The organism is Arthrobacter sp. NPDC056691, from assembly GCF_042791415.1.
In the GTDB taxonomy this organism is placed as follows: Bacteria; Actinomycetota; Actinomycetes; order Actinomycetales; family Micrococcaceae; genus Arthrobacter.
Genome location: NZ_JBHTXX010000031.1, coordinates 13,460 through 26,629, shown reverse-complemented (window position 1 = coordinate 26,629; position 13,170 = coordinate 13,460). Strand labels below are relative to the sequence as shown.

Annotated in this window: 12 protein-coding genes and 1 riboswitch; of the genes, 4 read left to right on the top strand and 8 right to left on the bottom strand. The window is 69.6% G+C overall.

Features of this window, described 5'->3' with window-relative positions:
- Positions 1 to 20: 20 nt before the first annotated feature.
- Both ACFRAU_RS20335 and ACFRAU_RS20330 read left to right on the top strand, forming a co-directional pair.
- The gene (locus ACFRAU_RS20335) at positions 21 to 1,442 is read left to right on the top strand and encodes an amidohydrolase family protein (protein ID WP_378001234.1); all 1,422 of its coding nucleotides are present in this window, start codon (positions 21 to 23) and stop codon (positions 1,440 to 1,442) included.
- Positions 1,443 to 1,451: 9 nt separating this feature from the next.
- Positions 1,452 to 2,207 carry an aspartate/glutamate racemase family protein gene (locus tag ACFRAU_RS20330; RefSeq protein ID WP_378001233.1) on the top strand — a complete coding sequence of 252 codons (756 nt, stop codon included), beginning with the start codon at positions 1,452 to 1,454 and terminating at the stop codon, positions 2,205 to 2,207.
- A gap of 82 nt (positions 2,208 to 2,289) precedes the next feature.
- On the opposite strand, the gene ACFRAU_RS20325 is transcribed toward ACFRAU_RS20330, so the two are convergent.
- From ACFRAU_RS20325 to ACFRAU_RS20315, 3 genes are all read right to left on the bottom strand, one after another.
- On the bottom strand, positions 2,290 to 3,207 hold the full coding sequence (locus ACFRAU_RS20325) for a diacylglycerol/lipid kinase family protein (RefSeq protein ID WP_378001232.1): 918 nt from the start codon (positions 3,205 to 3,207) through the stop codon (positions 2,290 to 2,292).
- A 111-nt stretch (positions 3,208 to 3,318) separates the two neighbouring features.
- Positions 3,319 to 4,596 (bottom strand): MFS transporter, encoded by a 1,278-nt coding sequence (locus ACFRAU_RS20320; protein WP_378001231.1) that lies wholly within the window; start codon positions 4,594 to 4,596, stop codon positions 3,319 to 3,321.
- Between the two features lie 11 nt (positions 4,597 to 4,607).
- Positions 4,608 to 5,495: a dihydrodipicolinate synthase family protein gene (locus tag ACFRAU_RS20315; protein WP_378001230.1), complete on the bottom strand. Its 888-nt coding sequence runs from the start codon at positions 5,493 to 5,495 to the stop codon at positions 4,608 to 4,610.
- A 99-nt stretch (positions 5,496 to 5,594) separates the two neighbouring features.
- Between ACFRAU_RS20315 and ACFRAU_RS20310 the strand changes: the two genes are divergently transcribed.
- On the top strand, positions 5,595 to 7,001 hold the full coding sequence (locus ACFRAU_RS20310) for a PLP-dependent aminotransferase family protein (RefSeq protein ID WP_378001267.1): 1,407 nt from the start codon (positions 5,595 to 5,597) through the stop codon (positions 6,999 to 7,001).
- A 46-nt stretch (positions 7,002 to 7,047) separates the two neighbouring features.
- Here the strand turns inward: ACFRAU_RS20310 and ACFRAU_RS20305 are convergent, their stop codons facing one another.
- Complete coding sequence (locus tag ACFRAU_RS20305) at positions 7,048 to 7,653, bottom strand: LysE/ArgO family amino acid transporter (RefSeq protein WP_378001229.1); 606 nt, start codon at positions 7,651 to 7,653, stop codon at positions 7,048 to 7,050.
- 69 nt (positions 7,654 to 7,722) lie between these two features.
- Between ACFRAU_RS20305 and ACFRAU_RS20300 the strand changes: the two genes are divergently transcribed.
- Positions 7,723 to 8,628, top strand: coding sequence for an ArgP/LysG family DNA-binding transcriptional regulator (locus tag ACFRAU_RS20300; RefSeq protein WP_378001228.1), 906 nt, complete (start codon positions 7,723 to 7,725; stop codon positions 8,626 to 8,628).
- A gap of 135 nt (positions 8,629 to 8,763) precedes the next feature.
- Here ACFRAU_RS20300 and ACFRAU_RS20295 read toward each other — a convergent pair whose 3' ends face one another.
- The 4 genes from ACFRAU_RS20295 to ACFRAU_RS20280 form a co-directional block, all read right to left on the bottom strand.
- Positions 8,764 to 9,768, bottom strand: coding sequence for a LysM peptidoglycan-binding domain-containing protein (locus ACFRAU_RS20295; RefSeq protein ID WP_378001227.1), 1,005 nt, complete (start codon positions 9,766 to 9,768; stop codon positions 8,764 to 8,766).
- A 6-nt stretch (positions 9,769 to 9,774) separates the two neighbouring features.
- Positions 9,775 to 9,943, bottom strand: a riboswitch (cyclic di-AMP (ydaO/yuaA leader).
- A gap of 161 nt (positions 9,944 to 10,104) precedes the next feature.
- Positions 10,105 to 11,478, bottom strand: a complete 1,374-nt coding sequence (locus tag ACFRAU_RS20290; RefSeq protein WP_378001226.1) for an NAD(P)(+) transhydrogenase (Re/Si-specific) subunit beta — start codon at positions 11,476 to 11,478, stop codon at positions 10,105 to 10,107.
- On the bottom strand, positions 11,475 to 11,825 hold the full coding sequence (locus tag ACFRAU_RS20285; protein ID WP_378001225.1) for an NAD(P) transhydrogenase subunit alpha: 351 nt from the start codon (positions 11,823 to 11,825) through the stop codon (positions 11,475 to 11,477). The genes ACFRAU_RS20290 and ACFRAU_RS20285 overlap by 4 nt, the downstream gene beginning before the upstream one ends.
- The gene (locus ACFRAU_RS20280; RefSeq protein ID WP_378001224.1) at positions 11,825 to 13,027 is read right to left on the bottom strand and encodes a Re/Si-specific NAD(P)(+) transhydrogenase subunit alpha; all 1,203 of its coding nucleotides are present in this window, start codon (positions 13,025 to 13,027) and stop codon (positions 11,825 to 11,827) included. Before ACFRAU_RS20280 ends, ACFRAU_RS20285 begins: the two co-directional genes overlap by 1 nt.
- Positions 13,028 to 13,170: the final 143 nt, after the last annotated feature.

Below are 13,170 nucleotides of genomic sequence, written 5' to 3'. Positions count from 1 at the left end.
CCCCAGTCAGGAGGACAACGATGTCCCGCATCCCCGAACTCGTCATTGCCAACGGCACCGTGGTCAACAGTTTTGGCCGCCGGCATGCCCACGTCGTGGTGGTCGACGGCAAGATCAGCCAGCTCGTCGACGCCACAGAACCCGCACCCGACGCACTCCGCACCGTCGACGCCACCGGCCAGCTGGTGATCCCCGGCGGCGTGGACGGGCACTGCCACGTGGCCCAGGTGACCGGCCGGTTCCGCACCCTGGACGATTACCGGACCACCTCGACCGCCGCCCTGTGGGGCGGCACCACCACCATCATCGACTTCGGCATCCCCCGTGACGCCCGCGAAACCCCGCTGGCAGCCGTGCTCAACAAGAAGGAACTGGCGCAGGAGTCCCGCTGCGATGTGGCCCTGCACGGGTCCGTGGTCAGCTGGGACGAGACAGTGCCGTGGCAGCTCGAACAGCTCGCCGCCGAGGGCGTCCGCTCCGTGAAGATGTACACCACCAACCGCGGCAGCACCATGGCGGACGGGGACACCATCCTGAGGGTGATGCGCGAAATGGTCCGGCTGGACGGGCTCACCTACATCCACGCCGAGCACGATCCGATCATCGCGGACTGCACACAGCAGCACGCCGACGACGGGCGGATCGGCATCGAGCACCTGCACCGCACGCGCCCTGAGCTTGCCGAGGAAATCTCGGTGAAGGAAACCCTGGCCATGGCCGAATACACCAAGGCACCCGTGTACTTCGTCCACCAGTCCACGCCAGGGGCGGTCGACCTGGTTACCGAGGCCCGGGAGCGCGGCCAGGAAGCCTACTCGGAGACGTGCCCGCACTATCTCACGCTCGATGACACCGTTTACAGCTCGGCCTTCCCGGAGTGGTACGCCTGCTGCCCGCCCATGCGCAGCCCGGAAACGGTGGCGGCGCTGAAGGAGCGGCTGGCCGGCGGCGCCATCCACACCGTGTCCTCGGACCACTCCTGCTACGACCTGACCCAGAAGCGGGAACGCACCGACGACGTCCGCGCCATGCCGCACGGCCTCCCGGGCGTGGAGACGCGCATGCCCGTGACGTTCACGGCGATGGCTGAATCCGGCAGCAGCGTCGAGGACTTCGTGGAGGTGTTCTCCTCCGGACCGGCGCGCATCAACGCCCTCCCCGGCAAGGGCACCGTCGCCGAGGGATTCGACGCCGACCTGGTGCTCTTCGATCCCGCTGAACAGCGCACCGTGGACGGCGGCTCGCTGCACATGGGAACTGATTTCTCGCCCTTCGACGGCCGCACGCTGGCCGGCTGGCCCGCTGTCGTGGTTTCCGCAGGCCGCGTGGTGCTGGACCGGGAGGGCTTCCACGATCCGGGCGCCGTGGGCCGCTTCGTGGCCCGGAACGGATTCCGGGAACACCTTGCCGCCGCTGCCGACCTGTCCGCCGCGACCCTCTAGGAGCACCCGTTGAACCGCCACACTTCACCCCACCGCCCGGCTTCACCTGTCCGGCCCACCCGGATCGGCATGATCGTGCCGTCGTCGAACACGTGCCTGGAACCGCAGAGCTACCGCATCCTGGGCGACCGCACCGACGTCACGATCCATTTCACCCGGATACCGGTAACCCGGATCGCGCTGGACGATTCATCGGACCGGCAGTTCGACCCCGCCGTCATGCGCGAGGCAGCCAGGCTGCTGGCGACGGCGGACGTGGACGTGATCGCGTGGAACGGCACCTCGGGATCGTGGCTGGGGTCCACGCACGACCGCGACCTCGTCCTTGAAATCACGGACGCCACCGGCATCCCTGCCACGACGTCCACGCTCGCGTACCTCGAGGCGTTCCGGTCCTTCGGCACCGAACGGATCGGGCTGTTCACGCCGTACACCGAGGACGTCAACGAGGCCATCATCAAGTCCTACGAGCGGGACGGCATCAAAACCGTCAGCCACCGCTGCCTGGGCCTGAGCGACAACGAGTCCTTCGGCCGGGTCACCGATGATGAAATGCGTCCCGGTTCACTGCAACTCGCGGCCGACGCTCCGGATGCGCTGATCTACCTCTGCACCAACCTGTACGGCGCCAACATCGCCGCCGAAATCGAGGCGGGCACCGGCGTCCCGGTGCTGGACTCGGTGGCCGTGACGCTGTGGCACTGCCTGAAGCTCGCCGGCTCCCCCTTGCTCGCACCAAGGTGGGGCAGGCTCCTCGGGGACTGACGCGCCTGTCCATTTAGGTCAGGTCCGGGCACTCCCAAGCCCGGGGCGCTCTACGTCCGGAAGATCTACTACCGGATCGGGTCTACATCCGGACTTTGAGCGCCCCGGGCTCCACCCAGATGGACAACTGTCTGACGGCGCCCACATGGTCACCGTCGAGCTGGAACTCCTCCTCGTGGTCCAGGGTGATCTCGATTTTCTTGCCCTGAAAGTACTCCGCGGATTCCTTCCGGTTCTTCCTGCGGCCGAAAATGCCTGCCGCGACGCCCAGCCAGCCGAAATGCCCGCGGGGCGCCAGGATCAGCAGGTCCAGGATGCCGTCGTCGATCTTCGCTTCGGGGAAAATCTCGATCCCGCCCATGATGCGGCCGCAGTTCCCTGCCATGACACTGCGGATCCGCCGCTTGACCGGGTGCTTGTCGTCCACCTGGATGGTGGCCCTGACCGGCTTGCCCGGCAGCTTGCGGATGCCCGCTTCCACATAGGCGAGCCAGCCCACGCGGTCCTTCAGCGCGTCCACGGTGTCCGCCATGATCGCGGCGTCATAGCCCACGCCGGCCATCACCAGGAAGACGTTCTCGTCGTCGGACCCGTCAAAGCTGGACCTGGCGACGTCGACTGTGCGGTCGGTGCCGTTCAGGACGTCATGCGCTGCGGAAACGGGATCCGTGATGTCCACGCCCATGTTGCGGGCCAGCAGGTTGCCAGTCCCGAGCGGGACCATGCCCATCGGCGTTCCGGTACCGGCCAGCGCCTCAGCCACGCAACGCACCGTACCGTCGCCGCCGGCGGCAATAACGACGTCGACCCCCGCCTCCAGTGCCTCGCGGGCCTGACCCACGCCCGGGTCTTCAACCGTGGTTTCCAGCCAGAGCGGCTCGGCCCAGCCCTGCGTGTCGCACAGCCGGATCAGCGAGGCGCGGAGGTCGGCGCCATCAGCCTTGGCGGGGTTGACCACCACGGCGGCCCGTGGCGGCGAGGATGCATTCTGGGCTGTCATGGTGTCCTTCAGCTGCTGCGGGCGGGCCCGAAAGCCCCGGAACTCAAATCGTAACGGCGAACCCGGGATATGGGCACGAACCACAGCTGATCGACCCGCGGCCAGCCGCCATCACCCCGGGTCCGGCCCGCCGGCATTGCGGCGGTCCAGGACGGATGCCCCGGCAACGGCCACGATGAGTGCGGCGACAAGGAACAGCGGAAGCTGCGGCTCCCCTGTTATGACGACGCCGGCGGCGGCTGTTCCGGCGGACCCGGCGGCAATTTTGAGGGCACCGACCCAAACAAACACCTGCCCGCGGACCTGCGGCGGGGCAAATTCGCTGCGGGCGGCGAGGGTCGCCGCGAAGAAGTACGAGTTCATCACCCCAGCGGCTGCGTACGCGGCGGCGGCAGGCACAAAGGACCCGGACAACGCGGCGACCGCGAGCGCGGCCGCAACCGCTCCCGCAAGCCGGGTGACCAGCCGGTCCGCGTCGCCCCGCAGCGGACGGCACATCACTCCGGCCGATCCGGCCAGGCCGCCCAACCCGTACGCGGCCGTCAGCACGCCGGCGGCAGCCGGTTGCACGTGGAACATGGCTGTGGAGGCGACGGCCGCGATGGGGAGGGCCGCAACGGAGAACGCCACCGTCGCGGTCAGGTACAGCATCCGCCGCAGGCGGCCTGTGACGGCCATCAGCCGCAGGGTCTGGACCGGCCGCGGAACCTCCGCTGCCACTGCTGCGGGAGGAACGTAGGGCAGCAATCGAACGACGGCGGCAGCCACGAATGTGGCCGCCGCCAGAATCAGCGCGGCTGCTGTGGGTCCCGCCCAGGCCGAGACGGCAGCCACGACGCTGGGGCCGATGGTTCCGCCGATTCCGTAGGTTGCCACATCCCAGCCCTGGGCACGGCGCTGGCTGACCTGGCCCGGGCCGGCGATCGCGGGAAGTCGGCTGCTGATGCCGCCGGTCAGCAGCGGGCCAACGAGTCCCGAAACCACCAGCAGAATGCCGGTGACCGGCCATGCCACCGGGTACAGCAGGACGGCGGCCGCCAGGGTGGCGCCATGGACCATGCAGGCCCACGCGATCAGTACACGGCCGTCACGGCAGGAGTCCAAGCTCCGCGCCACCAGCGGCCCCAGCAGGTGCGGGGCCGTGATGCAGGCGCCGAGCAGGCCGGCAAGCCAGCCCGGCGCCCCGCTGGTGGTGACCATGAGGACGATCGCCACAACGGCTCCGCCGTCTGCGGTGCGGGCAAGCGTCGCGGCCGCCACGTAGCGGGCCAATCCGCCGCCGGTCCGGGCCGGGCCCGGCGCCGGTATTGGCTGCGGGCCCTGCTCCATCTGTGCCTTTTGCTCAGCCCGTCCTTTTTGCTCCGCCGTACCTCGGTTCAGGTTACCCATGCCGCACCTGCTCAGGCGCCCAGGCCGCTGAGCCGCAGGGCTTCCTCGACCCTCGTGCGGCCTTCACCGTCAAGGCTTTTCAGCGGGCGGGGCAGGCACGGCGCCTCCACGAAGCCCAGCACTTCGGCCATGGTGGCAGCGACCCGCAGACTCCCGTACGCACGGAAGAGCACCCACACGGGCTCCAGCGCGGCAGATGCTTCCATTGCCAGGTGGCCCTGGCCGGTCCTGGCCAGATCAAAGATCATCCGCGTGGTCTTGGGAAACAGACCGGCGACGACCGAATACCAAACGTCGCAGCCGGCGAGCAGGGCCTCTGCCGCGGCCCAGTCGCCGCTGATGCCCAGGGAAACACGCCCGGGAACAGCCGCCCGGAACCGGGCGATGCGGTCGGCGGCCTGGCCCGGCGCCGGGGGCGGGAACTTGATCGATGCAATGCCCGGAAGTTCGGCGATGCGGCCATGGAGCTCATCGGAGAAGGTGAATCCCGTGGTGGCCGGGTTATCGTAGACGGCGATCGGCAGGTCGGATGCCGACGAGACGTCGAGGTAGAGTCCGTAGACCTCTTCGTCGGTCAGCCGCTGATACGACACCGGCGCCAGCAGCAGGCCGGATGCTCCCGCAGCGTGGGCATCCTCGACGCACGCCAGCACGTCCCGGGTGCGCATCGCGCCGACACCCGCCACCACGGGGGTCCCCCCGGCAGTTTCGACGGCGGCCTTCACCGCCTTGCGGCGTTCCTCGCGCAGCAGATAGGTGTAGATGCCGGTCGAACCAAGCACGCCAACCGAGTCGGCGCCGGCATCGACGCACCGCCCGACCAGCCGAACCAGTGCGGCTTCGTCGACGTTATCCCCGGCGAGCGGAGTCAGGGGAAATGCACAAAGGCCGTTAAACACGACGGCGTCCTCTCTCAGTCCAGTTGGCTTCTCCCTTCATGCTCACAGCCGGATTGGTCCTAGCATAGATCCAAGAATCCACGATTCAGGAGGACCAAGATCGAAGCCGAACTGCCACTGGTACTGGACCACCGGAGCCGCGTTCCGCTTGCCGCCCAGCTGGTCGGCCGGCTGCGGGCAGCCATCCTGGACGGAACCCTGAGGCCGGAGCATACGCTCCCCGCGTCGCGGCGCCTCGCCGCCGAACTGGGAGTCTCCCGCGGAGTGGTGGTCCGCGCCTATGAGCAGCTCGCGGGTGAAGGATATTTGGAAAGCCGGGGCTCGGGCGGCACCCGCGTGGCGGTCCGCTCCGACGGCCGGGGCATGGCGTCGTCAGGCACCCAGGCGGCATCCGGCAGGGAGCAAACCGCAACGATTGACCTCACGCCCGGACGCCCGTCCGGCGCCCCGTTCCGTGACCGCGACTGGCGGGCCGCCTGGCGGAAGGCCGTTGCCGAGCCGGTGGAGGTTGAGCTTCCGGCCGCCCTGGGCACGCCGGCCCTTCGCGCTGCCGTTGCCGATCACCTCGCCGCGTCCCGTGGACTAACGGTGGGTGCTGACGACGTCGTCATCACAGCGGGCACCAGTGACGCCCTGCAGCTGGTCGTCGCGGCACTCCGCGGCCAATCGGCCCTCCGGGTGCTGATGGAGGACCCCGGCTATCCCACGGCCAGGCGCGTGCTGTCCGCAGCCGGAGCCGCGGTGCAGACCCTTCCGGTTGCCGACGACGGGCCGGAAGCGGCACAGCTTGCGGCCCTCGCTCCCCGCCCTGACGCCGTCCTGGTAACACCCAGCCACCAGTACCCCCTGGGCGGCCGGATGCCGGTGAAGGAACGGCTGGCCCTGCTCGCCTGGGCCGAAGCCAATGGGGTGGTCATCCTCGAGGACGACTACGACAGCGAGTTCCGGCACCGCAGGATGCCCCTGCCCGCACTGGCGTCGCTGCCCTCCGCGGCCGAAGTCGTCCTGGTAGGCACCTTCTCCAAGTCACTGAGCCCGTGGCTGCGGTGCGGATATCTGGTGGTTCGCGGCACCTCCGGGCAGCGCCTCAAGAACGCACGGACGAACCTCGGCACACCCGTTCCCGGGGTCATGCAGTCCGCCCTGGCCAACTACATCGCCGGCGGCGGCCTCGCACGGCACATCGCCCGGGCACGGCGCCAGTACGCCCACCGCCGTGAGCTGCTGCTCGACAGGCTCGGAGGGCGGGCAGACCTTCAGTTGGCGGCCCTGGACGGCGGCCTCCACGCTGTCATCCGGCTTCAGCCGGGCGTTCCCGCCGGGCGCGTGGCCCAGGAAGCACTCGCACTGGGAGTCAGGGTAGTGACGCTGGCAAGCTACTTCGCAGAACGGGCACCGGAAAATGGCCTGGTCATCGGGTACGGCGCGCCGACTGATCTGGAGCTTGCCCGCGCGCTGGACATCATCGCCGGCATCCTCGACCGGACGGCCGGTGGCCCGGCGTAGCACCGCGGCCTCGAACTGGCAGCGACACCGCCGTCAGTGTGCCGCGTCAGTGTCCGGTCGCGAGGACGGCGGCCAGCGTGAGCATGAGCAGGGCCACACCGCCGTCGAGGATGCGCCATGACGCCGGCCGCGCAAAGAAGCCGCTGAGCCCGCGCGCACCGTAGCCGATAAGGGGGAACCAGAGGGCGCTGCCGGCGGCGGCCCCCGCTCCGAACAGCCACTTGCCTGAATCACCGTGAGAGTTGGCCAGCGAGCCCAGCAGCACCAGCGTGTCGAGGTACACGTGGGGGTTGAGCCACGTGATGGCTGCGGCGGTGAGCACGGCCGACCAGGCGGTTCCCCTGACCGGGGAATCCGCTGCCTTGAGCGCCCCGGGCCGCAAGGCCCGCCGCGCGGCGAAAACCCCGTACGCGAGAAGGAACGCGACACCGAACCAGCGCACCACGGCGAGGAGCACCGGCGCACCCTGGATGAGTGCGCCGATCCCCGCGACGCCGGCCAGAATCAGCAGCGCGTCACTGGCGAGGCAGACCAGGACCACCGGAAGGACAGCCTCACGTTTGAGTCCCTGCCGCAGGACAAACGCGTTCTGGGCTCCAATGGCGACGATGAGGCTGAGGCCGGCTCCGAGCCCGGTCAGAAAGGGAAGCATTCTTCGAAGGTACGACCGTCAAATCTGAAATGCAATTCACTTTTTTTACAGTTTCATTAGAATATCTTCATGGAACTCGATCAGCTCAGGGCGCTTGCCGCCGTCGTCGACCACGAGACCTTCGACGCCGCGGCCAGCGAACTCCGCCTCACCCCCTCGGCCGTAAGCCAGCGCATCAAGGCGCTCGAACGCTCCGTGGGGAGCGTGCTGGTGCGGCGCCTCAAGCCGGTCCGGCCAACGCCGGCTGGCGAGCAGCTCCTCCGTTCGGCACGCCAGCTCCTGCTCCTCGCCGACGAGGCGGTCCTTGCCCTGCGCAGGCCGGAGACCACCGGGGAGGACGACGGCGGACGGCCCGGCGCCGGGCGGCTGCGGGTTCCCATTGTGGCCAATGCGGACTCGATCGCGACGTGGCTGCCGCCGGCCTACCGGGAGATTGCGCTCGGCGGCCGCGTGGCCCTTGAGCTGTTGCGCGACGATGAGCACGCCACGGCCGACCTGCTGCGGTCCGGCGATGCCGTCGGTGCGGTCACCGCGGATCCCCGGCCGGTACAGGGATGCACCATCCGGCCGCTCGGCACGATGGTGTACCGGGCCAAGGCGTCGCACAAGTTCGTGGCCAGATGGTTCCCTGGCGGGCCCACTCCGGAGGCCCTCGCCGCGGCCCCCGTCATGCAGTACGACCGGAAGGACACCCACCAGCTCGCTGTCCTCGCACGGGTCGCACCGGACGCCACTCCCCCGCAGCACTTCATCCCCGACTCAGTCCAGTACGTCGAATCGATCCACGCCGGCCTTGGCTGGGGCATGGTGCCGGACCAGCAGGACCCGGCGAACTTTCTCGTGGAGCTCGACCCGGCATGGAGCGAGGACCTGCGGCTCTACTGGCAGGTTTGGACGCTGGACTCGCCGGGCCTCACGGAGGTGACAGACGCCGTCGTCCGCGCCGCCCGGATCCTGCCGCCGCACCGGAAGTAGGTGGAGCGAAATTATGCGGCACGCTGCTCCCGGCCCACCCGTATTCCAGTTGGGGCATCAAGCGCAGCAGCGGCGGGTGCCGATGCACCCGCCGCTGCTGTGTCCGGTTGCCGCCGGTCAGGCGGGCATCCGCTGTTAGGCGTTCACCCGCACGTAAGTGGAGCCGGTGAGCCAGGAGGCCGGGTGCACGATGGTTTCGTTGACGCCGTTCATGCCGCTGCTGATGGCCTGGCCGCCGCCGATGTAGACGCCGACGTGTCCGCCGCTGATCATCAGGTCACCGGGCTGCGGGGAGGAGACCGGAGTTCCGTACTGGTAGAACTGCGCGGGCGCGAGGTCACCGACGGACTTGCCGACGGAGCGCAGGGCCTGCTCCACCAGGACGGTGCAGTCCTGGGTGGCACCAAGCTGCGCCCTGGCGGAGGCCACAATGGCTGCGCCCGCGCCGCTGGCTGCCGGAGCGGTTGCTGTTGCCGGGGTTATCGACGCGGAGGCGTTGTAGATTCCCATGCCGGCGGGCTCCGGGACGGCCGGGGCTGCAGGAACGGCCGGAACTGCAGGGGCCGCGGGAACAGCAGGGACCGCGGGGACCTCAGGCACTGCGGGAGTTACCGGCCCTGCGGGAGCCGCGGCCGCGCCGGGCCCCGGGATGAGGATCTGGTCACCGGGGTAAATGACGGAGGCCAGGGACAGGCCGTTCTCCGCGAGCAGTGCATCGAGGCTGACGCCGTGGCGTGCCGCGATGGCGCCGAGGGTGTCGCCGGGCGCAACGGTGTGCGACGCGCCTGCAACAGCCGATCCTCCGTCTGCCGGAGCCGGGACTGCCGGCGCAGGGGCCGGGACTGCCGGAGCCTGCGCCTGGGTGGGTGCGGCGAGCGCCTGGCCCGCGACGGACTTCACAGCAGCAGCGGCCGGGGCCGGGGCGGACTGTGCAGCGCCGCTGGCCGGAATCTCGGGCGCGTAGGCACCTGCGTGGGCAGGTGCCCCCGCGCCGAAGAGGAGTCCGGAAGCGACGGCGGCGGCGGCCGCCGGCTTGGCAACCGAGGCGGCATTGGACTTGAAGGAATACGACAGGCCCTGCAGGGCGATGGACGTCGTCGGGGTGGCGCGATGGCGCGCGGGCGTGAACTTACGTGACATGGTTGATGTGCCTCTCCCATGCCTGCGGGGTTAGCTGTCGGGTTCGGGTGGGAGTCACCCGGTCCTGCCCGCTGCTGGGCGCAGCGCCTGGACTTAACCCCTAGGCCTTGGCGCGCAAGGCCGGTACTAAGGTGGTTCCCCCGTCCCTGCCTGTTGGTGATAGCGAACGGATCCCGGTCAGCGGCAGGGCTCGGCATTCTGCCCGGGATGCCCTGAGCGGAACCAGGGCACCGGCCGAGGCTACCGCACCCCCGCACCAAAAGTCACATTTCGGTAACGGCGGCGGTTGAATAAGCAGTTGAGGAACCAGTGCAGGAGGGTGCAGACCCCAACACCCTACAGGGCCTTCACCGCGCCCAGCACCTTCGTCAGGGACTCCTTCGCGTCGCCGAACAGCAGCGTGGTCTGCGGCTCGAACATGAGGTCGTTCTCGATCCCGGCGAACCCCGGCCGCATGGAGCGCTTGAGGAACACCACCTGACGCGCGTCCGCCACCTCGAGGATTGGCATCCCGTAGATCGGCGAGCCGGCCGTGGTCTTCGCGGCGGGGTTCACGACGTCGTTCGCGCCGACCACCAGCGCGACGTCGGCGGTGCGGAACTCGGAGTTGATCTCGCCCATTTCCTTGAGCGATTCGTAGGGCACGTTGGCCTCGGCGAGCAGCACGTTCATGTGCCCCGGCATGCGCCCGGCCACCGGATGAATGGCGAAGTCCACGCGGGTGCCCCGGGATTCCAGGGCCTGCGCCAGCTCTGCCGCGGTGTGCTGCCCCTGCGCCACGGCGAGCCCGTAGCCGGGAACGATGATCACGCGCTGCGCGTAGCCTAGCAGCACCGCCACGTCCTCCGGGCTGGACGAGCGGACCGGACGGTCGCTCACGGCCGTGGATCCCGCCGTCGAACCTCCCCGGAACGCGCCGAACAGGATGCCGGCCACGCTGCGGCCCATGGCCGCGGCCATCGCGCGGGTGAGGATGGTGCCTGAGGCGCCCACGAGCGTGCCGGCCACCACCAGCAGCACGTTCCCCAGCACCAGGCCGGACGCCGCAACCGCCAGGCCGGTGAACGCGTTGAGCAGGGAGATGACGATCGGCACATCCGCGCCGCCCACCGGCAGCACCAGCAGCACGCCCGCCGCCAGGCCCAGCAACAGGAGCAGCAGCGCCAGGACCAGCGAACCGCCCGTCACGACGGCGGACGCGGCCCCGACCGCGGCAAGCAGGACCGCCCCCATGAGCACCGGCAGGCCGGGGAACACCACGGGACGGGTGGTCATGAGCTCCTGCAGCTTCGCGAACGTCACGGCCGAGCCGGCGAAGGACACCGCCCCCACCAGCAGGGTGAAGGCGACGGCGACACGCACCCAGGCGTCCTCCGCATGCGGCAGTTCCAGCAGCGCCACGAGCGCGGCGGCGCCGCCGCCCACGCCGTTGAACAGCGCAACGAGCTGCGGCATCTGGGTCATCTTGACGCGCCTGGCCACGGGGGCGGCCACACCGGAGCCGACAACAATGGCGCCGAGGATCAGGGGGACATTGTCCAGCCGGGTCGAAAAAAAGACCGTGACGACGGCGATCAGCGCACCAAAGGCGCCGATGAGGTTGCCCCGGCGGGCGGTGCGCGGGGAGTTCAGGCCCTTCAGCGCCAGGATGAAGAAGACGGCGGCCGCGAGGTACAGCAGGGCGGTGACATTGGGGTCCAGGAGGATCACCGCGTGGCCTCCGTGTTTTCCCTGGCGTCACCCTGAGGTTCACCCTGGGTGGGTTTGGCCGGTTTGTCGGGTTTGCGGCCGCGGAACATCTCGAGCATGCGGTCGGTCACCACAAAGCCGCCCACCAGGTTCGCCGTGGCAAGAACCACGGCCAGCAGCGCCACCGCGAGGACCCAGGGGTGCGTGGCCTGGCCGGCAACGATGATGGCGCCCACCAGGATGATCCCGTGGATCGCGTTCGCGCCGGACATCAGGGGCGTATGCAGCGTGCTGGAAACCTTCGACACCACTTCGAAGCCGACAAACACCGCAAGCACGGTGATGGTCAGCAGGCTGATGCCGTCCATCAGGCCACCCCTTCGTTTTCCGACGCAGTCACCGGGTCATTCGCCAACTCGTCGGCGAGTTCGAGCGCCGCGAGAGCCTCGGCCGTCGGCGGGTGCCGCACCACGCCGTCGTGCGTCAGGCAGGCACCTGCGATCACGTCGTCGTCGAAATCCGGGACTACCGCCCCGTCCTTGGTCATCAGGGCCAGCAGGTTGGCCACGTTCTTCGCGTAAAGCCGGGAGGCGTCCGTGGGCATGGCGGACGGCGCGTCCTTCAGGCCGACGACGGCGACAGTTCCCCTTCCGTCGGCGGTGGGGACGTGGATGTCCCGGCCGGGAACAGACCCCTCGACGTTGCCGCCTGACTCGGCGGCGAGGTCGACGACGACCGACCCGGGACGCATCCCCTGCACCATCTCGCGGGTCACCAGGAGCGGGGCGTGCCTGCCGGGGACGGCCGCCGTCGTGATCAGCACGTCGGCATCGGCGACGTGCGGTGCCAGCAGCTGCCGCTGCAGGGCGCCGCGGTCGGCGCTGAGCTCGCGGGCGTACCCGCCGGCTGCCTCCGCCGTCTCCAGGTCCAGCCTGATGAACGTGCCGCCCATGGACGTGACCTCTTCCGCAGAGGAGGGCCGGATGTCGTTGGCGGAGACGCGGGCGCCGAGACGCTTCGCCGTTCCGATTGCCTGCAGCCCGGCCACGCCGACGCCGAGTACCAGCACCCGCGCGGGCGGGACGGTTCCGGCGGCGGTCATGTAGAGCGGAAAGAACCGCGGCAGGCGGATGGCGGCTTCGAGGACGCAGCGGTAGCCGGCCACGAGGGCCTGCGAGGAGAGTGCGTCCATGGACTGCGCACGGGAGATGCGGGGCACGAGTTCCAGCGCGAAGGAGGTGACCCCGCGTTCGGCGAGCGTCCTCACGGTGGCGAGTTCGGACGACGGCGACGCCAGACCGACCGTGACGGCCCCGCGCTTCAGGGCCCCCGCCGTCGGAAGTTCCAGCGGACGGACGTGGGCGAGGATATCCAGCCCGGCGGGATCGAGGTCGGCGACGATGTGGGCTCCGGCTTGGCGGTATTCGTCGTCGGCATGCCCGGCGGAGACACCCGCCCGGGATTCGACCAGCACCTCCAGGCCCAGTCCTGCCAGCTGCTTCACGGTTTCCGGCGTCGCAGCGACCCGCCGTTCGCCTTCCCTGCGCTCCCGCGCTATGCCCAGCTTCACCCGCCACTTCCTTCCAACGGGTGCAGCGGCGCCTCTGCTCCTCCTGGAGGGTCCGGACCTTCGCGGTCGGGTGGACGGAGCGGCGCTGCTGCACGTAGTTGGCTAGAGTCTATGGCCCAAGTCCGTGTGGCGGGAGGGTGACC